Origin of the sequence: Sphingorhabdus sp. (assembly GCF_035329025.1) — a bacterium.
Lineage (GTDB): Bacteria > Pseudomonadota > Alphaproteobacteria > Sphingomonadales > Sphingomonadaceae > Sphingorhabdus_B.
Genome location: NZ_DAOLHN010000009.1, coordinates 15,700 through 34,786, shown reverse-complemented (window position 1 = coordinate 34,786; position 19,087 = coordinate 15,700). Strand labels below are relative to the sequence as shown.

General features: G+C 58.8%; 19 protein-coding genes and 1 pseudogene. 18 read left to right on the top strand and 2 right to left on the bottom strand.

Features of this window, described 5'->3' with window-relative positions:
- Positions 1–96 precede the first annotated feature (96 nt).
- From nagZ to tatC, 6 genes and pseudogenes are all read left to right on the top strand, one after another.
- Complete coding sequence (gene nagZ / locus PKC81_RS03830) at positions 97–1,161, top strand: beta-N-acetylhexosaminidase (RefSeq protein WP_324333310.1); 1,065 nt, start codon at positions 97–99, stop codon at positions 1,159–1,161.
- Entirely contained in the window at positions 1,152–1,949 is a 798-nt protein-coding gene (locus PKC81_RS03825) for a ScpA family protein (protein ID WP_324333309.1), read from the top strand. The genes nagZ and PKC81_RS03825 overlap by 10 nt, the downstream gene beginning before the upstream one ends.
- Positions 1,946–2,578 carry an SMC-Scp complex subunit ScpB gene (gene scpB / locus PKC81_RS03820; RefSeq protein ID WP_324333308.1) on the top strand — a complete coding sequence of 211 codons (633 nt, stop codon included), beginning with the start codon at positions 1,946–1,948 and terminating at the stop codon, positions 2,576–2,578. The genes PKC81_RS03825 and scpB overlap by 4 nt, the downstream gene beginning before the upstream one ends.
- A 68-nt stretch (positions 2,579–2,646) precedes the next feature.
- Positions 2,647–2,838: pseudogene (locus PKC81_RS03815) on the top strand (twin-arginine translocase TatA/TatE family subunit); the annotation flags it as partial.
- 55 nt (positions 2,839–2,893) lie between these two features.
- Positions 2,894–3,217: a Sec-independent protein translocase protein TatB gene (tatB, locus tag PKC81_RS03810; RefSeq protein WP_324333307.1), complete on the top strand. Its 324-nt coding sequence runs from the start codon at positions 2,894–2,896 to the stop codon at positions 3,215–3,217.
- Positions 3,214–3,984, top strand: coding sequence for a twin-arginine translocase subunit TatC (gene tatC / locus PKC81_RS03805; RefSeq protein ID WP_324333306.1), 771 nt, complete (start codon positions 3,214–3,216; stop codon positions 3,982–3,984). The genes tatB and tatC overlap by 4 nt, the downstream gene beginning before the upstream one ends.
- On the opposite strand, the gene PKC81_RS03800 is transcribed toward tatC, so the two are convergent.
- Positions 3,981–4,103 (bottom strand): entericidin A/B family lipoprotein, encoded by a 123-nt coding sequence (locus tag PKC81_RS03800; protein WP_298602529.1) that lies wholly within the window; start codon positions 4,101–4,103, stop codon positions 3,981–3,983. The genes tatC and PKC81_RS03800 overlap by 4 nt on opposite strands.
- Positions 4,104–4,177: 74 nt before the next feature.
- Positions 4,178–6,322, bottom strand: coding sequence for a TonB-dependent receptor (locus PKC81_RS03795; protein ID WP_324333305.1), 2,145 nt, complete (start codon positions 6,320–6,322; stop codon positions 4,178–4,180).
- A 190-nt stretch (positions 6,323–6,512) separates the two neighbouring features.
- Between PKC81_RS03795 and PKC81_RS03790 the strand changes: the two genes are divergently transcribed.
- The 12 genes from PKC81_RS03790 (at position 6,513) to PKC81_RS03735 (ending at position 19,086) form a co-directional block, all read left to right on the top strand.
- The gene (locus PKC81_RS03790; protein ID WP_324333304.1) at positions 6,513–7,511 is read left to right on the top strand and encodes a cysteine synthase A; all 999 of its coding nucleotides are present in this window, start codon (positions 6,513–6,515) and stop codon (positions 7,509–7,511) included.
- 18 nt (positions 7,512–7,529) lie between these two features.
- On the top strand, positions 7,530–7,787 hold the full coding sequence (locus PKC81_RS03785) for a hypothetical protein (protein WP_324333303.1): 258 nt from the start codon (positions 7,530–7,532) through the stop codon (positions 7,785–7,787).
- The gene (locus PKC81_RS03780) at positions 7,744–8,607 is read left to right on the top strand and encodes a DUF4350 domain-containing protein (RefSeq protein WP_324333302.1); all 864 of its coding nucleotides are present in this window, start codon (positions 7,744–7,746) and stop codon (positions 8,605–8,607) included. Before PKC81_RS03785 ends, PKC81_RS03780 begins: the two co-directional genes overlap by 44 nt.
- Before the next feature lie 320 nt (positions 8,608–8,927).
- Positions 8,928–9,419, top strand: a complete 492-nt coding sequence (locus PKC81_RS03775) for a hypothetical protein (RefSeq protein WP_324333301.1) — start codon at positions 8,928–8,930, stop codon at positions 9,417–9,419.
- Entirely contained in the window at positions 9,416–10,369 is a 954-nt protein-coding gene (gene rsmH / locus PKC81_RS03770) for a 16S rRNA (cytosine(1402)-N(4))-methyltransferase RsmH (RefSeq protein WP_324333300.1), read from the top strand. The genes PKC81_RS03775 and rsmH overlap by 4 nt, the downstream gene beginning before the upstream one ends.
- Positions 10,342–10,965, top strand: coding sequence for a hypothetical protein (locus PKC81_RS03765; RefSeq protein WP_324333299.1), 624 nt, complete (start codon positions 10,342–10,344; stop codon positions 10,963–10,965). The genes rsmH and PKC81_RS03765 overlap by 28 nt, the downstream gene beginning before the upstream one ends.
- Positions 10,962–12,698, top strand: a complete 1,737-nt coding sequence (locus PKC81_RS03760; protein ID WP_324333298.1) for a penicillin-binding protein 2 — start codon at positions 10,962–10,964, stop codon at positions 12,696–12,698. The genes PKC81_RS03765 and PKC81_RS03760 overlap by 4 nt, the downstream gene beginning before the upstream one ends.
- Positions 12,698–14,125, top strand: coding sequence for a UDP-N-acetylmuramoyl-L-alanyl-D-glutamate--2,6-diaminopimelate ligase (locus PKC81_RS03755; protein ID WP_324333297.1), 1,428 nt, complete (start codon positions 12,698–12,700; stop codon positions 14,123–14,125). Before PKC81_RS03760 ends, PKC81_RS03755 begins: the two co-directional genes overlap by 1 nt.
- A complete protein-coding gene (gene murF, locus PKC81_RS03750) occupies positions 14,122–15,510 on the top strand; it encodes a UDP-N-acetylmuramoyl-tripeptide--D-alanyl-D-alanine ligase (RefSeq protein ID WP_324333296.1) in 1,389 nt (462 codons plus the stop codon). The genes PKC81_RS03755 and murF overlap by 4 nt, the downstream gene beginning before the upstream one ends.
- A complete protein-coding gene (gene mraY, locus PKC81_RS03745) occupies positions 15,510–16,580 on the top strand; it encodes a phospho-N-acetylmuramoyl-pentapeptide-transferase (RefSeq protein WP_324333295.1) in 1,071 nt (356 codons plus the stop codon). Before murF ends, mraY begins: the two co-directional genes overlap by 1 nt.
- Positions 16,577–17,866, top strand: a complete 1,290-nt coding sequence (gene murD, locus PKC81_RS03740; protein WP_324333294.1) for a UDP-N-acetylmuramoyl-L-alanine--D-glutamate ligase — start codon at positions 16,577–16,579, stop codon at positions 17,864–17,866. The genes mraY and murD overlap by 4 nt, the downstream gene beginning before the upstream one ends.
- Positions 17,866–19,086 carry a putative peptidoglycan glycosyltransferase FtsW gene (locus PKC81_RS03735; protein WP_324333293.1) on the top strand — a complete coding sequence of 407 codons (1,221 nt, stop codon included), beginning with the start codon at positions 17,866–17,868 and terminating at the stop codon, positions 19,084–19,086. Before murD ends, PKC81_RS03735 begins: the two co-directional genes overlap by 1 nt.
- Position 19,087: the final 1 nt, after the last annotated feature.

Sequence of the window (19,087 nt, the reverse complement as noted above, 5' to 3'; positions counted from 1 at the left end):
CACAAGTTTCGCCGTATGAAGACAGCGTCGAGCTTGTCAGTGAAGCGAAGCTGACCTAGCCTTTTTTCTGAGAGAATTGCGGAGTTCGGTCCAGTCATGAAACCTGTCATCTTCGGGCTGTCCGGCGAAGAACTGACCCCCGACGAGCGCGCCCTGTTTGCTGAAGTTAATCCTGTCGGATACACATTTTTCCGGCGCAACATTCGCGATCGGGAGCAATTGCGTGCGCTGACGGACTCTTTGCGTTCGATTCACGGACGTGAGGATGTGCTGATTTTCATCGACCAGGAAGGTGGCCGGGTAATGCGGATGCAGCCGCCAACCTGGCCGGACTTTCCGCCTGGCTCGGCCTTTGATGCATTATACGACATTTCCGCCATGACCGCGATCGAAGCGGCACGAGTTAACGCCGAAGCGCTGGGGTTGGTGCTGAATCAAGTTGGCATAACGGTGAACTATTTGCCGGTGCTGGATGTCCGCGTGCCCGATACGACGCCCGCCATTGGTGACCGATCGATGGGGTCTGACCCGATGCGCGTTGCAGCACTTGGCCGAGCCGTGCTCGATGGCCTGCACAAAGGTGGCGTGGCGGGCGTAATCAAACATATGCCGGGGCATGGGCGCGCTGTGGTCGACAGCCATTTCGAGTTGCCCCACGTACATGCGACACGCGAGGAACTCGAACAGGACATTGCGCCGTTTCGTGCCCTCAATACAGCGACCATGGGGATGACGGCGCATCTGGTCTATGATGCCTGGGACGCACAGCGCTGTGCCACCATGTCGCCAACAGTCATTCACGACATCATTCGAGGCGCAATCGGCTTTGACGGTTTGCTGATGAGCGATGATCTGGAGATGAAGGCGCTGAAAGGCGATGTGCCCACCCATGCGGTCGATTGCATCGCGGCAGGTTGCGATGTCGCGCTCAATTGCTGGGGGCGGTTCGACGAGATGGTTGCGATTGTGGAGAGGCTGCCGGATATTTCGGATGAGGCGCGTCGAAGGTTTGATGCGGCGACTGCAGCGCTTCCTTCCGTCACATTCGACCAGCAGCGGCTCGACCATCTATTGGCCAAGCGGGACGAACTGCTCGCCCTTGCTGCGCATTTGGCAGATGAAAAGGCGACCAAGGCTGCCACAGGTGCGTCATGGGCCTAGACGAAGACCTTGCATTTGACGCACCGGATGCGGTTTTGGCCGTTTCTGACGAGGGCGACGAGCGGCTAACCATCGAGATTGACGGCTGGGAAGGGCCGCTCGATCTGTTGCTCACGCTCGCACGCACGCAAAAGGTCGACCTTCGCCAGATTTCGATCCTGCAACTGGTCGAGCAATATCTGGGTTTCATTGAAAATGCCCGGGCGCTGAAGCTGGAGCTTGCTGCGGATTATCTGGTGATGGCGGCATGGCTTGCCTACCTGAAATCGGCGCTGTTGCTGCCCAAGGATCCGGAGATCGATCCGTCGCCCGAAGAATTGGCATTGCGCCTGCAGTTGCGCCTTGAGCGTTTGAACGCGATGCGTGAAAGCGGCGCGCGGCTGATGGCGCGCGACCGCATCGGGCGCGACATCTTTTTGCGCGGCGCACCGGAAGGGCTGCGCGTTGTCCGCACGACGGCTTGGGACTGCAACTTCTTCGAATTGCTCTCGGCCTATGGACAAATTCAGGCGCGCAGTGCGCCGGTAATGCACGTCGTCAAACGCCGTGCGGTCATGACGCTGGAAGAGGCGCTCGACCGCGTTTCGGCGATGCTCGGTCATGCGCTGGACTGGACCCAGTTGGAGGCATTTCTACCGCATGATGCGGAGCCCGCGCTGCGTCGCTCGGCGCTTGCGTCGAGTTTTCTGGCGATGCTGGAACTTGCGAAACAGGGCAGGGTGGAACTGCAGCAGGAAACCAGCTTTGCGCCATTGATGGTCAAGCGAAGTGCGGGGGCAGCGAAATGATGATCGAGCATGATCCAGCCGTTCGGGCGGTGGAGGCAACATTGTTCGCCTCCGACGCCCCGATGACTGTTGACCAGATACGCGCCTATGTCGGCGAAGAAGTCGATGTTCCCGACGCGCTATCCAAGCTGGAAGTGCATTATCAGGGGCGCGGTGTTGAACTGGTCAAGCGCGGCAAGACCTGGCATTTCCAGACCGCCGCCGATCTCGCGCATCTGCTGCGCCGTGAACGTGAGGAAAGCCGCAAGCTGAGCCGCGCGGCGGTCGAAACACTAGCCATCATCGCCTATCATGAGCCCGTCAGTCGGGCGGAGATTGAGGCAATCCGCGGTGTGCAGATTTCGAAAGGCACGCTCGACGTTTTGATGGAAGCGGGATGGGTGCGGCCGGCAGGCCGACGCGAAGTGCCGGGGCGGCCGCTGATTTATGCGACTACCGGGGAATTTCTGACGCATTTTGGCCTCGCATCACGGCGCGATTTGCCGGGAATTGCCGACCTCAAGGCTGCGGGTTTGCTCGATCCGGTCGATCTTGCGCTTGAAGGTTTGCAGGGGCTGTCTGCGGTTGAAAGTGGGGATATGCCCGAAGGAGGCGACAGCGAACTGGAAATCGGTGACGAAAGCGCCTAAATCCTTTTGGCAACGAAGCTGCAGCGCGCGCAGCGATTGGGGAAGTCCCCGCACGAGGAGTTTGGAAAATGGGTAGTTTCAGCATCTGGCATTGGCTGGTCGTCGGTATCATCATCCTCCTGCTGTTTGGCAAAGGCCGCTTTTCAGACATGATGGGCGACGTTGCCAAGGGCATCAAAAGCTTCAAAAAGGGAATGGCCGAAGACGATGAAGCCAAGCCCGCACCGCGCATCGACGCTGCATCAGGAGCGACCGTTGATGCAGAAAAGCAGGCCGACAAGACCAGCTAATCTACTGATTTCGGGCTGAACCCGCATGTTTGATATCGCATCCGGCGAATTGCTGTTGGTCGCGCTGGTCGCCTTGCTGGTGATCGGGCCGAAAGACCTGCCGCGTGTATTGCGTTATGTCGGCCAATGGGTGGGCAAGGCACGCCGCATGGCTTCTCATTTCCGCAGCGGCATTGATGAAATGGTGCGCCAGTCCGAACTCGAAGAGCTTGAAAAGAAATGGGCGGCGGAAAATGAGCGCATCATGCGCGAGCACCCGCCAATCCGTGAATATGATTCGCTGCCTCCGCCTGAAACGGATGCCAAGCCCGCCGAGGCGGACGCGCCAAAGGCTGAGCCACAATCATGAAGGATATCGACGACAGCAAGATGCCGTTGCTCGATCATCTGATCGAGCTGCGCAACCGCTTGCTCTGGTGCGTTCTGGCGCTCGCGGTTTCTTTTGGCGTTTGCTTCTATTTTGCCGAACCGATCTATGGATGGCTGGTCCAGCCGCTTAAAAATGTCGGGCAGGACAAGCTGATTTACACCGACATTTTCGAAGCCTTTTTCGTGCAAGTGAAGGTTGGACTGTTCGCCGCAATGATGGTCAGTTTTCCGGTGCTGGCGACGCAGATCTGGCGATTTGTTGCCCCCGGACTCTATAAGAACGAGAAAAAGGCGTTCCTGCCCTTCCTGATGATGACCCCGATCCTGTTCGGGTTGGGTGCCAGCCTCGCCTATTTCGGCGCGATGCCGGTGGCGCTCAAATTCCTGCTGGGATTTGAAGGCGATGTCGGCGGGGTCACGCAGGAGGCGCTACCCGGTGTGGGCAATTATCTAAGCTTTGCCACCACTTTCATCTTTGGTTTTGGCGTCGCATTCCAATTGCCCGTTTTGCTGATGCTGCTCGAAAGGGCAGGGATCGTAACGCGCGACCAACTGAAGGCAGGTCGGCGTTACGCGATTGTCGGCGCCTTCGCGATCGCCGCAGTGCTGACGCCACCAGATGTGGTGTCGCAGCTGTTGCTCGCTGTGCCGCTATGCTTGCTCTACGAATTGGCGCTCGTTGCCATCTGGTTCACCCAGCGCCGCCGCGATAAAGCGACCGAAATCGAAGAGCCGGAAACGGTCTAAATCGCCTCGTCACCGGCTTCACCAACCGATTCGATGTCGCGACCCAGGCCCTTTACGGTGTTGCAGGCAGACAGCAGCAGGGTGGCTGCGATGAGTGAAGCGGCGATCAGTTTGCGCATGACTTTATCCTTTTTGCTGGCGTTCAGCCGACTCTGGAAAGTCTAAGCTGAACGCCCGATGAGTCAAACCGCCATCAAAAGCTGAAACGAGCCGTCAATCGGAAATCGCGTCCGGAAAGCGGCACATAATCCTTGGTGAAGGAGGCAGCGCGGCGTGCCGTGACGTCGAACAGATTGTTGGCGGACGCGATCAGCGCGATATTGCGGTTGCGCCCGAATGGCCGCCAGCTTGCGGAAGCATTGACCAGCGTGAACCCTGCAGTTTCGGTTTCGAAGGCCGCATTGCGTCGTTGGTCATCGGTCCATTCGACTTCGCCTCGCAAGTCGACGCTGCCGCTTTGCAATTCCAGCCCGCCTAACAGACGCAGCGGCGGGATACGGGGTACCGGTCCGCCACCGTTGGAAATCGACGCGCGGGTGTAGTCGGCGACGCCATCAAGCACGACGTCGAACCCACCGACATGGCCCAGTCTTGCCGAAACATCGGCTTCAACACCCCAGAAGCGGGCGTCGCTCTGAAAATATTGGAAAACAGGGAGGTCGTCTTCCTCGGCTCCCGTTGCATCTTCATAGATGAAGCCGTCGAACCAGTTCGAATAGACCGTCAACGTCGCATCAACATTGGTGCTGTCGTAGCGGGCATAAAGTTCGGCGTTCCACGCCTTTTCGCTGCGCAAGGTCGAATCGCCAATTTCATAGGCCTGCGTGGCGATGTGCGGTCCATCCGAAAACAACTCTTCTACCGATGGGGCGCGGCCAGTGCGCGAGGCGTTGATGCCGATTTTGAGATTGCCGACCAGATAGGCCGCGCCCAATGCCGCCGAGACATTATTGAAGCTGCGATCGATGCCGAGCGTCTGGGCTTCCTGACTGACCCGGTCATAGCGCAACGCTGCTTCAAGATGCACGCCGCCCAGATCGAATTCCTGCAGTGTGAACAGGCCCAATTGGCGGGTGCGATTGGGTGGCACAAAGGCTTCGGCGCCAATCGCCTCAAAATCGCGCGACATATATTGGATACCGCTCGCCCCGCGCCAGCCATTGCGGTTGGCCTGGACGGCCTCGGCGCGGCCTTCGAAGCCCTGGCTCTTGAAAACAGTGCCGACTTCGTCACCTTCGAATTCGGTGTGCTGGTAATCGGCATAGCCAGCGCGGAAGGTCAGCTTTTCAAGAAAGCCGCCGCCGGTTTCGACTTCGCCGCGCAGGTCCGCGCGATATTGGCGCAGGCCGATTGTGACCGCTCCCTCGTCGCCTTCGGCCATCGACACCTTTTCTCCAGCACTGACGGCTTCTTCGTGGTGGTGGCCGACACCCGGACGTCCGGGGATTCCATATTTGGTGTCGTAGATGTTGAACGACACGCCCAAATTGCCGCCGTCGTCAATGAAGGCTGTGCCAAGCCCTGCGGTCCAGGTTTCTACCGCGCTGTTGGGAACGCGGCCGCGATTGTTCGCAGCTTCGCGCAGTTCGTCGGCTTCGTCGAGATGGCCTTCGCTTTCTTCTTCGTCAGCAAGGTCAAAGATTTCATCGCGTAGGTCGGGCGACAGTTGATATCCGCCGATGCGCAGATCGTCGCTCTTGCGATAGCTGCCGTCGGCGTGGATCACAAAACGATCGGTCAGAGGCACATCGACCGATGCTCCACCGGACCATTCATCCGCTGCGCTGCCATAGCCTACCAGCGCGTCCACATGGACAACCTCTTCCGGCACGGCACGCGGGATGCGTTTGTCGATGGCGTTGACCGCGCCACCCACCGCCTGTCCGCCGAACAGCAACACGGCTGGGCCGCGCAGTACCTCGATCCGTTCGGTGGTCAGCGACTCAATGGTGACAGCATGGTCGGCAGAGGTATTGGACGCGTCGATATTGCCGATGCCATCGGTGAGAACTGCAACGCGATTGCCTTGGAAACCGCGCAGGACCGGGCGCGAGGAGCCAGGTGTAAAGCTGGTCGCCGACACCCCCGGCAGCGAGAGCAGCGTATCGCCGATCTGACCACGCGATTGCTGCGCCAAATCTTCGCCCGACAGGGCAGAAGTGCCCGCAAGCAGATCTAGCCGCTCGAAATAGGGGGCAGTGACCACGATCTCGCCGGTGCGGTGAAAATCATCATCATTTGTATCGGCGTCGGACTGCTCTTGCGCAAAGGTGGGGGAGGTAATCAGCGCAAGCGAGAGTATGGTGGTTGCCGCACTTTGGCGAAGGAGAGTTTTCATAAATGTCCCGATTATGGTGTTTCAGCAGCCTGCTAGTGAAAATGATATAGTATAACAACACCTAATTTGGTAGTTTCGACAAAACGCGATCCGGATGCGACAAAGCGCCGCCAATCGGCAAAGCCCAGCTTTCATCGCCGCAAGTCGCCATCGCTTGCGTCTTGTTGCATCCGAAACTACCTGTGGGGTCATGAAAACTATGCCATCGACATTGGACCTTATCGGCAACACCCCGCTCGTCCTGCTCAAGGGGCCCAGCGAGGAAACCGGCTGCGAGATTTACGGCAAGTGCGAATTTGCCAACCCGGGCGCGTCGGTGAAGGATCGCGCGGCGTTATTCATTGTCCGCGATGCGGAAGAGCAGGGGATATTGCAGCCGGGCGGCACCATAGTTGAGGGCACGGCAGGCAATACCGGCATCGGCCTAGCGCTCGTTGGCAATGCACTCGGGTACAAGACCATCATCGTGATGCCCGAAACGCAAAGCCAGGAGAAGAAGGATACGCTCCGCGCGCTAGGTGCCCAGTTGGTGCTTGTGCCTGCAGCGCCTTTTTCCAATCCCGGCCATTTCGTACACACATCGCGGCGGATTGCCGAGGAAACCGATAACGCCATTTGGGCCAACCAGTTCGATAATATCGCCAATCGCCGCGCGCATATCGAAACGACCGCGGAGGAAATCTGGGAGCAGATGGACGGACGGGTCGACGGCTTCACCTGTGCAGCCGGAACCGGCGGGACGATTGCCGGGGTCGGCCTTGGTCTGAAGGCAAAAAATGAAACTATCACCATCGCGCTCTGCGATCCGCATGGTGCTGCGCTTTATAATTATTATGCGCATGGCGAATTGCGGGCTGAAGGCAATTCGGTCGCGGAAGGTATCGGGCAGGGGCGCATCACCGCCAATCTTGATGGCGCGCCAATCGACACCCAATTCCGCATTTCGGACGAAGAGGGTCTGGTTTGGGTGCGCCGTTTGCTGGCTGAAGAAGGGCTGTGTCTCGGGCTCTCCTCGGGCATAAATGTGGCTGGTGCAGTTGAACTCGCCAAGCATCTTGGGCCGGGGCATCGGATAGCGACAATTCTGTGCGACACCGGCTTCCGATATCTCTCGACACTCTACAATCCCGAGTGGATGCAATCCAAAGGGTTGCCGCCGATGCCGTGGCAACTGGACAAAGCCGATTGATTGGGCTTTAATTGCCGGATGGCACGTCCGGCACAATCCGCTGTTCAGCGCATTCAGGTAGGCCTTTTAGGCTTGCTAACGGTGCTGCTGTTCGTTTCGATCGCCAACATGATCCTCGACCGGGCGGATAATGGCCTGAAAACCCAGCCTGCCACCACGGCGACCGGCCCGCAGGCAGAGCCCCAGCCCAAGGATGAACCGCTGGCCGAACTGGGTGTCACGCCGTCGGTCGGTGCGGAAACAACCCCCAAGACTCAACAGCCGGTTACGAACTGAAGCGATGATCGCTCGCTACCGTCGCCTGTGGGCGTTGTTGCTTGTCCTGTTGCTCGGCGCCGCAGCTTTGTGGTTCTGGTACAGCCGCAAAGCGGCGCCGTCGGAAAGCGAGCCGCTGGTGCTCATGTCCAGCATTGACCTCCTCTGGGGTGAAGCCGAATTTGGCGCACTGGCCAAAGGCGAGGTCGAGCCGGATCCGCTCTACAAACGGTTGGAAGAAACGCGCAAGATCATTGCAGCGGACAATGTTGCACAGTTGCAGGCTTCAAAGGCCAAGGTCGCCCTGTTGATACAACCACGGGCCTTTGCCCCGGACGAGCTGGTCCGTCTGGACCATTGGGTGCGGGCAGGGGGGCGGCTGTTGTTCTTCGCAGATCCTGCGCTGCAATGGCCAAGCGATTTGCCGATAGGTGACCCAGCGCGCCCGCTTTTTACCTCTATGCATTCGCCGCTGTTCAATCACTGGGGTATCGAACTGGTCTTGCCAATGGAGGCCGAGGCCGAGTCCGCCGAGGTTGCAATCGATGTCGGCCAGTATGAGATCCGAACGCTGTCAGCCGGGCAATGGCAGGGTCGGGCCAAGGGAAGCGGTGACGAAGCGAATTGCCGCATTGCCGAAAAGGCGCTGGTTGCTGAATGTCGGCCGGGCAAGGGGCAAGTCATACTCGTTGCAGACGCGGATTTGCTTCATTCGTCCATATGGCAATCTGCGCTCCCCGGTTCGGACAGTTCGTCGAATATCGACTGGGTTGAAAAGCTTGTTTCGCGACTCGCACAGGGGCGTCGGCTCGTGGGACAGAATGGGGAAATTCTGGAATGAAGCTGGGACAGCTTTTCGATGGAAAGGATAAATATATATAATACAATGTATTAGGATGAAGGCAGTAGCGAGGGGGGTTGGCAAGGATGCAAGCACCCTTCATCTGTGGAAAAGAAAATTATACAATAAATACAGATATATAATCTAGAATATGGACTCAGTCCCATAGAATCCCTCTTTTCACCCACGAATTCCCTTGATATGGAATGTCCGTATCGGGGTGAAATCCAATTTGTTGCGTTCCAGAGAACGTCAACGCGAAGGCGTTGCGCTTTAGCGGATGAGGGATTGCGCCCGAAGGGAAGGGGTAATTCTGGGCTGTGTCCGCATTTGTTGTCTATGCCGGTTCCGGACTATCGACGATCGATGCCAAAGGGCGCGTCACCATCCCTGCCGAACTGCGCGACACGGTTGCTGAATCTTCGGGCGAGAACATTGTCTGCATCTCGCGCCACCCCAATCTTCCCTGCCTGATCGGCTATGGCCGCGCCGAGCGCCAGAAACTGCGCGCCGATATCGAGGCGCAGTGGCAGGCGGCCGTTCAGCGTGGCGGTGAATTTGACCGCGAAAGCGCAGGCGTTGTTGCCTCTTCCATCTTCGAAACCGCTTTTGAAAATAGCGGCCGTTTCGTGCTTCAGCCGATGCTTCGCCATTTTGGCAAGTTGGGTGAGAAAGCCTTCTTCTTCGGTGCAACCACGCATTTTATGCTGTGGAACCCCGATGTGTTCCTCGATTCCGCCCCGCCCGCCTTCGCGCATGTTCGCGAAGAGCTCGAATATTGGCTGGGCGAGCATGGGAGGCGCGGCAAGTGACGCAGCCTTCCTCCCATATTCCAGTCCTTCTGGATGAAGTAATTCACGCTCTGGCCATCACCCCAGGTTCAGACGTCGTGGATGGCACTTTCGGTGCTGGTGGTTACAGCCGGGCTATCCTGGCTGCGGGTGCGCGCGTTCATGCTTTTGATCGCGATCCCGATGCCGCCGCAGCGGGTGCTGACCTTGCAGAGCGGAGTGGCGGTGCCTTGCGCTTCCACTCCGCCTGCTTTTCAGAAATGGACAAGAGGCTGACCGAATGCGGCGTGCAGCAGGTAGATGCCGTGGTCCTCGATATCGGCGTCTCCTCGATGCAGATTGATCAGGCTGAGCGCGGCTTTTCCTTCCAGAAAGACGGCCCGCTCGACATGCGGATGAGCCAGTCCGGCGAAAGTGCGGCAGATTTCGTCAACACTGCGGAAGAAGCCGACATTGCCAATGTCATCTACCTTTATGGCGAAGAACCCAAATCGCGTCGCATCGCGCGGGCGATCGTTGCTGCCCGCCCCATCAACACGACCACCAAACTGGCCGAAGTGGTTCGCAAGGCCCTAGGTCATCGCGCAGGCGCGCCCAAGGATCCGGCCACCCGCACCTTTCAGGCGCTCCGCATCCACATCAATCATGAACTCGATGAGCTCAACGCAGGCCTGGAAGCCGCTGAACGGATATTGAAGCCGGGTGGCCGACTGGCTGTCGTCAGTTTCCACAGCCTCGAAGACCGGATTGTGAAGCAGTTCTTTCGCGAACGCAGCGGCTCGACGGCTGCAGGATCGCGCCATATGCCGGTGGTCAAGGCCAGTCGCGTTGCAACCTTTGAAAAGCCGGCCAAGGCCGTGCGCCCCGGCGCGCGCGAGATAGAAGCCAATCCGCGTGCCCGTTCCTCAACATTGCGGTCAGCCATTCGTACCGATGCCCCTGCATGGTCGCAGCAGGAGCTGGCGGCATGACGCTTGCGATGAAGCGCCTCAAGAATCTCGGCTGGCTGGCGCTGGTGTTCATGATTGCGGTGCTCCTGTACCCGCTGTCGCTCAACGTCGCCGCGCTGCACAGCGATCTTTCGCGCATCGACCGCGACATTCTGGAAACCAAACAGGAAATCAATTTCCTGCAGGCCGAAATCCGCACCCGTGCCAGCGTGGCGCAACTCGAAGAGTGGAACCAGCTGCTTTATGGCTATGAACCGCCGCGCGCCGACCAGTTCATCGACGGGGAGCGTGGTCTTGCCAGCCTTAGTGGTTCGGAACCTCTGGTAAAGCCGGTTCTGGTTGCGGTCGACATGCCTGCAGGAGACATTGGCGGGGGTGGAGCCGCGGCCTCATCGATTCTTGCCGATGCCAGCGCGGCTATTCGCTCGGTCGGCTCGGATGACAAGAAGGGCGTTGAAGCGCGGCTTCCTGCTGAAAAGCCGAAGGAAGCCAAGGCGAAGTCCGCCGAACCCGTATCTCGCACCGAACGCCTCGCACGCATGGACGACACCCTGCTGTCCGATAACCTGATGCGTGAAATCCAGACCAAGTCGGAAAAGGAGCGCAAGCGGCAATGACCACCTTCGTCGTCCGGCCCCAAAGCCGCCATGCAATAAATGCGACGAAGGTTCATGCCGCCATTGCTTTCTGGCGGTTGCTTATATTGGTCGGGCTGTTTGCGATCTTCCTGCTGTTGATCGTTGGGCGTCTGGCAACGCTAGCCCTGTTCGAAGGCAGTCGCGCCTTTGGTGCAACGCCGGGCGAATTTGTGCCGGAACGCGGCGATATTGTAGATCGCAACGGCGCGCCGCTGGCGCGGACAATTCAGGGCTATGCGATTTGGGTTAAGCCGGCTGATCTGGTCAATGATCCCAAGGAGTTGGCGGCTGGACTGGCGCGTATCTTTCCTGATACACCCGAAGCCGAATTCTACGCGAAGCTGACCGCCAAAGCCCCTGGATATCTGCGCAAACGTGCATTGCCCGAGGAGGTCAGGGCCGTCCATGATCTCGGCGAAATCGCCATCGAATTCCCGCGCGAAAGCACGCGTCTTTACCCGCAGCACGAACTGGGCGCCCATATTCTCGGCTTCGTAAGCCGCGACGGCAAGGGTGCGCTCGGTATGGAGCGCGTGATGGACAAGCATCTGCGCGCGCCCGAGACGCGCGGCAAACCGGTCGAATTGTCAATCGACGTGCGGGTGCAAGCCGCGCTCGAACTCGAACTCGCCCGCGGTATGGAAACAACCAATGCCAAGGGCGCAGCTGGCGTAATTCTGGATTCGCACACAGGTGAGGTTTTGGCGATGGCCAGCCTGCCGTCATTTAATCCCAACCGTCCGGTTTTCGCCAACATCCCCGATAATGGGGAGATCATCATAGATGGCCGCTATCCCATCAGCCGCCAGACCAATTTCGTCACCAACCGCGTGTTTGAGCTTGGGTCGACCTTCAAGCCCCTGACGGTCGCGGCGGCGCTGGATGCCGGGACCGTTCGTGATCTTTCACTTCGCTATGATGCGACCGCACCGTTGGCGATCGGGGGCTTTAAAATCCGCGACAGCCATCCTTCGGGTCGGTGGCTTAATGTTCCGGAAACACTGATCCACAGTTCGAACATCGTGACGGCGCGGATTGCCGATAATCTGGGCCAGCAACGAATGGAGCAGATGGCGCGGAATCTGGAATTTGACCGGCGGCCATCGATCGAGCTGGCGGAGCGTTCGCGCCCGCTTTGGCCGACAAATTGGGGCCGGTTGACCACCATGACTGTCGGCTATGGCCATGGCATGTCGGTGACGCCGTTGCACCTTGCCTCGGCCTATGGCGCGATGGTCAATGGCGGCATGTGGCACCCGGCAACACTCAAAAAATTCAAGCCGGGGCAAAAGCCGGTCAGTCGCCGCGTCTTCAGCGCTGCGACCAGTGCCCGCATGCGCCAGCTGCTGCGCATGATCGTTGTCGATGGCACCGGCAAGAAGGCGGACGCCCCCGGATATCGCGTTGGCGGCAAAACAGGGTCTGCGGAAAAGCCCAATGCGGGAGGTTATGCACGGAATCTTGTCGTTTCGACCTTCGCGGCGGCTTTCCCGATGGATAATCCGCGTTATATCATCATTGCTATGGTAGACGAACCCAAAGGCTCGACCGAGACCTCTTTCCAGCGCACCGCTGGCTTCACCGCCGCGCCGATTGTCAAGCGCACGGTAGAACGGATCGGTCCGCAACTCGGGATAATTCCCGATACCCATCGCGATGTTGATGTATCCGAATTGATGCCGCTCCTTTGGTCTCCCAAAGGGAGCACCTGATGCGCCTCGACAGCCTGGTTGGCGAGCTGGCGGGAGATGCCGGCTCGACGCGCGTAACCGGATTTGCCATCGATAACCGCAAAGTCGCGCCCGGCACTATATTCGGCGCGTTCCAGGGGGCTGCGTTCAACGGCGAGGATTTTATTCCGGCGGCGATAGAGGCGGGTGCTATCGCTGTTGTCGCGCGGCCCGAGGCAAAAGTGATAGGCGCGATCCACATTGCCGACGACAATCCGCGCAAGGCTTTTGCGGCGATTGCCTCGCGTTTCTATGCGCCATTTCCTGCGCATGTTGCCGCCATTACGGGAACGAACGGCAAAACCTCCACTGTTGAGCTGACCCGTCAATTGTGGCGCATGTCCGGCCATAGCGCAGCGTCAATTGGCACATTGGGGATTACCACTGCAGATGAGCAGGTGCGCACCGGCCTGACTACGCCGGACATCGTTACCTTCCTGTCGAACATGGCGGGGTTGGAACGCGAAGGCGTGACCCACGCGATATTCGAGGCATCGAGCCACGGCCTTGACCAATATCGCATTGCAGGTGTGCCTGTACAGGTTGTCGCCTTTAGTAACTTAAGTCGCGATCATCTTGATTACCACGGTACTATGGATGCGTATTTCGAGGCCAAGATGCGACTGTTTGATGAGGTCGCGACCGAGAATGCCACCGCCGTCATCTGGGCAGATGATGAATGGTCCGAAAAGGTCATAGCCCGCGCCAAGGCCCGCCCCTTACGGCTGATTACGGTCGGCACCCAAGGGCAGGGTATCAAGCTGATATCGCGTGAGCCCACCCAACTTGGCCAGACGCTGGAAATTTCGATTCAGGGCGAAGCCAGCAAGGTCAAACTGCCGCTAATTGGTGCCTATCAGGCAGCCAATACGCTGGTATCGGCTGGTATAGCGATTGCCAGCGGCTGCGATGCCGAGGAAGTCGTCGCAAATCTGGCGCGGTTGCAGCCGGTCCGGGGTAGGCTCGAGCGCGCGGCCATCAGCCGTAGCGGGGCACCCGTTTATGTCGACTACGCACATACCCCCGACGGACTCGAGGCAGCTATTGCCGCACTACGCCCGCACACCAAGGGCAAACTCATCGTTGCTTTCGGCGCGGGTGGTGATCGGGATGCCGGCAAGCGCCCTATCATGGGCGAGATTGCGACCCGCGACGCGGATATCGTCATCGTCACCGATGATAATCCGCGTACCGAAGACCCAGCGGAGATCCGTCGGCAAGTCCTTTCGGGTGCGCCTGGCGCACTCGACATTGGGGACCGGCGGGAAGCTATTACCGAAGCCATCCGGCAGGCGGCCGCTGACGATATCGTGATGATTGCGGGGAAGGGGCATGAAGTCGGCCAGATTATTGGCGACAAGACTTATCCGTTCGACGATGTCGAAGTAGCGCGGGAGTGCGCGGCATGAGCCCGCTTTGGACGTCAGCCGAAATTGTGGCCGCAACCGGCGGCACGGCCAGTGCAGATTTCGAATGTGGCGGCGTCGCCTTTGACTCGCGCGAAATTGGCCCGGGCGATCTGTTCTTTGCGATGAAGGGCGAGCAGGCGGATGGCCATCGTTTCGTCGCGCAAGCCTTTGCAAGCGGAGCGAGCGGTGCAGTGGTCAGCACAGCGGTTGATGGCCCGCACATCCTCGTACTCGACACAATGCGCGCCCTCGAACAGCTTGGCATGGCCTCGCGCCAACGGGTTGACGCCAAGATTGTTGGTGTCACCGGCTCTGCAGGAAAGACCGGTACCAAGGAGGCGCTTTTTGCAGCGCTCGAGCGTTGCAGGCCGGGCAAGGCGCACCGTTCGGTCAAAAGCTATAACAACCATGTCGGTGTCCCGCTGAGCCTCGCTCGCATGCCGCGTGAGACCGAATATGGCGTGTTTGAAATGGGCATGAACCATGAAGGTGAGCTGGCGGTGCTAACACAGTTTGTTCGTCCACATGTCGCCATCGTTACGACAATTGCCCCTGCGCACATTGAGCATTTCGGCAGTGAAGTCCGCATAGCAGATGCCAAGGCGGAAATTTTCGAAGGTCTTGAACCGGGCGGCGTAGCCATTCTTCCGGCAGACAGCCCGCATTTTGACCGTTTGCGCAAGCATGCCGAAAAATATGCGGCAGAAATCATCAGTTTCGGATTTTCGGACAGCGCCGATGTCCGCTGTATTGACCATCTGGCGAGCGCCAATGGTGGCAGCCTGATTACGGCAAAATTGCACGGCGCAATGTTGCAATATGAGGTGTCGCAACCCGGAGATCATTGGGTGGCAAACTCGCTTGCAGTTTTGGCGGCTGTTCAGGCAGTCGGGGCTGATCTTGCGGTTGCCGGACTCGCACTTGCCGATATGGACGGCCTGAAAGGGCGCGGTGCACGGCATCGTCTGGCCGTGGCGGGCGGCGAAGCTCTGGTAATCGATGAAAGCTATAACGCCAATCCCGCCTCCATGACGGCGACGTTGGCAGGGCTCGGCAATGCGACGGCGGACCGGCGGATTGCTGTCTTGGGTGCGATGAAGGAATTGGGCGAACAGTCGGCCAAGTTCCATACCGCGCTTCGCGAGCCAATAGAGTCGGCGCAGGTCGACTGGTTGCTGCTTGTCGGTGAAGAGATGGCTCCGCTCGCCGAAGCGTTGTCTGCTGACATTGCATGGGCCGACAAATTCGCGCATTGCGCCTCGGTTGCCGAAGCGTCCCAGCGGCTTCGCAGCGAAGTGCGCGGCGGTGATGCGATATTGATAAAAGGGTCGAATTCCGTGGGACTTTCCGCGGTGGTCGAGGCACTACTCGGCGGAGGGGATTGATGTTTTATTGGCTCGCGCAATATTTTGACTTTGCGGGTTTTCTGAACCTGTTTCGTTATCTCACTTTCCGTTCAGGCGCAGCAGTCGGAACCGCCTTTCTGATCGGCCTGATCATCGGTCCGCGTTTCATCAGTATGCTCCGTGTGCGCCAAGGTAAGGGGCAACCAATCCGCTCGGATGGTCCGCAGACGCATCTTGCCAAGGTCGGTACCCCGACCATGGGCGGTCTGATGATACTGACGTCAATTGCAATATCGATGCTGCTCTGGATGGATCTGACCAACAGCTATGTCTGGGCGTGCATTGTGGTGATGCTCGGTTTCGGTCTCGTCGGCTTCATGGATGACTATGACAAGGTGAAGAAACGCAGCACGGCGGGGGTTTCCGGCAAGGTCCGCTTGCTTCTGGAATTTCTGATCGCCGGGGCGGCGGTGGCGTTGATTGTGCATCAATCGGGCGGAAAACTCTACTTTCCCTTCATCAACGGACCGGTCGTCGACCTTGGCTATTGGTACATCATTTTCGGCGCATTTGTTATCGTTGCCTTCGGAAATGCGGTGAACCTGACCGACGGTCTGGACGGGCTGGCGACCATGCCGGTCATCATCGCTTCGCTGGCTTTCATGTTGATTGCCTATCTGGTGGGCAATGCCAAATATGCCGATTATCTCGGCGTGCCGTTCATCCTCGGTGCGGGCGATCTGGCGATATTGTGCGGTGCAATCATCGGGGCCGGACTTGCCTTCCTATGGTTCAACGCACCGCCTGCTGCGGTGTTCATGGGTGACACGGGAAGCCTTGCGTTAGGCGGTACGCTGGGTGCCATAGCCGTTGTTGCGCACCATGAATTTGTACTCGCCATCATCGGCGGCCTGTTTGTGGTTGAGGCGCTGTCGGTGATCATCCAGGTTTTCTGGTTCAAGCGCACCGGAAAGCGGGTGTTCCGCATGGCGCCGATCCATCACCATTTCGAACAGTTGGGTTGGCCAGAATCGACGGTTGTGATCCGTTTCTGGATCATCTCCTTCGTACTCGCTCTTGCAGGATTGGCGACACTCAAGCTCAGATGATCACATCCGACGCCTTTCGCGGCAAACGCTATGCAGTGCTCGGCCTCGCAAGGTCGGGCCTTGCTACTGTGCGCAGCCTTGTCGCGAGCGGGGCGGACGTGACCGCCTGGGATAGCAAGGAAGAAGCACGGGCGCAGGTCGAAGGCGACGTCAACTTTGCCGATCCGATGGAAATCGATCTTGCCGGTTTTGACGGACTGGTATTGTCGCCCGGCGTGCCGCTCAATACCCATCCGATTGCCAACAAGGCGCGTGATGCCAATGTGCCGATCATCGGCGATATCGAACTGTTCGCACTCGCCCGCCCATCGCTGCCGCCGCACAAGGTCATCGGCATCACCGGAACCAATGGCAAATCGACCACAACCGCCTTGCTCCATCACATGATGCAGACCGCTGGGCTGCCTTCGCTCATGGGCGGGAATATCGGCTTACCAATCCTCTCGCAGCAGCCTTTGCCCGCAGGCGGGGTCTATGTCCTCGAACTGTCGAGCTATCAGATCGACCTGACGCACAGCCTTGATTGCGACGTCGCGGTGCTCACCAACATCACCCCCGATCATCTCGATCGCTATGACAGCTTCCTTGATTATGCTGCGGCCAAAGAGCGGCTGTTCCACATGCAGCATGCCGACAAGGTTTCGGTGATAACGGCTGACGATGATCCGTGCCGGATGATTGCCAGCCGCATCCACCATCGCCTCCGCCGTGTGCACGCCAGCGACATCAAAGACCAGTCGCGCTGGCCCTCTTTGCAGGGGCCGCACAATGCGCAAAATGTCGCCTGTGCAATCGCCGCGTGCGAGGCGATTGGATTGGACGCCGAAACGATCGAGCGCGGGCTTGCTACCTATCCGGGCCTTGCACATCGGATGGAACGTTTGGGTGAGGTGGACGGCGTGCTGTATGTCAACGACAGCAAGGCGACCAACCCAACCTCGACGGCACCCGCATTGGGCGCCTATCCGGCGATCCATTGGCTGCTCGGCGGTCAGGCAAAGGGTGAAGATCTGGATGCCTGCCTGCCGCAAATCGCAAATGTGCGTGCGGCTTATGCATTTGGCGAAGATGGCGCGAAGCTTGCGGCTATCCTGCAAGGCAAGGTGGACGTGACAGTCTATCCCAAGCTGCGCGATGCAACATTTGCCGCGGCAGGCGCGGCGAAGGCGGGAGAGGCAGTGTTGCTCTCCCCGGCCTGTGCATCCTTTGACGAATTTCGCGATTTCGAACACCGGGGCGACAGTTTCCGGGAGATAGTGGCTGCATTGCGCGACAGGGGGACGTGATGTTGGGCATATTGAAAGGTAACGGGAACAGCCTGCCGCCGGGATTTGGCGGCAAGCGCGATCTTTCGAACCGGCTGGGGCGGGGGGATCGATCACCGCTGAGCATCTGGTTCTGGGAACTGGATCGTGTGCTGTTGTCGCTCTTTCTCGTTCTTATCGCTATCGGTCTGATTGCAGTTGCGGCAGGTTCGCCCGCTACCGCGCGTCGCCTTTCGACCGACACGGAATCGCTCAGCCCGCTCTACTTCTTCTACAAGCAGCTGGCCTGGGTGGCGCTCGGCGTGCCGTTCATGTTCGTCATTTCAATGTATCCGCGTGAACAGGCGAAACGCATCGCGCTTGGCGGCTTTTGCGTCTTCCTGCTGTTGCTTCTGCTGGTACCAATCCTCGGCAAGGAAGTGAACGGATCGCAGCGCTGGTTTGGCCTTGGCCCTGCCAGCTTCCAGCCGTCGGAATTTCTGAAGCCTTGCTATGCCGTAACCATGGCGTGGATCATCAGCTGGCGGCAGCGTGACCCGACCTTGCCGGTGCGGATTATCACCATGGGCTTTACCGCGCTGATCTGTGGATTGTTGATGCTGCAACCTGACCTTGGCCAAACGATCCTTTTCTGCGGGATATGGTTCGCACTGATGATGGTTTCAGGTGTGCAGGCCAAGCTGCTTTGGTCGAGCGCCGTCGGCGGCCTTGTTGGCATCATCGCCGCCTATAATTTCTATCCGGTCGCGCAGCAGCGCATCGACGCGTGGATATTCGGCACCGAAGGCATCACGCACGATAAGCTGGCGATGGCGACGCTGACCGCAGGCGGCTTCGTCGGAACCGGTCCCGGCCTTGGCACCCGCAAATTCGCGCTGCCCGAAGCGCATACCGACTATATCTTCTCGGTCGTGGGTGAGGAGTTCGGGCTGCTCGCCTGCATGGTGATCGCCGTGCTGTTCTTCGCAATCCTCGTCCGCGTGGTTATCCGCATGCTTGATGAGCAGGACCAGTTCATCCTGCTCGCGGTCACTGGCCTTGCCGCGCAGTTTTGCGGGCAGGCGATGATCAATATCGCGGTCAATCTTGGTATATTCCCGTCAAAAGGCATGACACTGCCTTTCATCAGCTATGGCGGATCTTCGACATTGGCTTTGTGTTTGTGCTGCGGATTGATGCTCGCATTGACGCGGCGTAACCCTTTCCTTGACCAGTCACCCTATATCGGGAATGGGCGTTAGA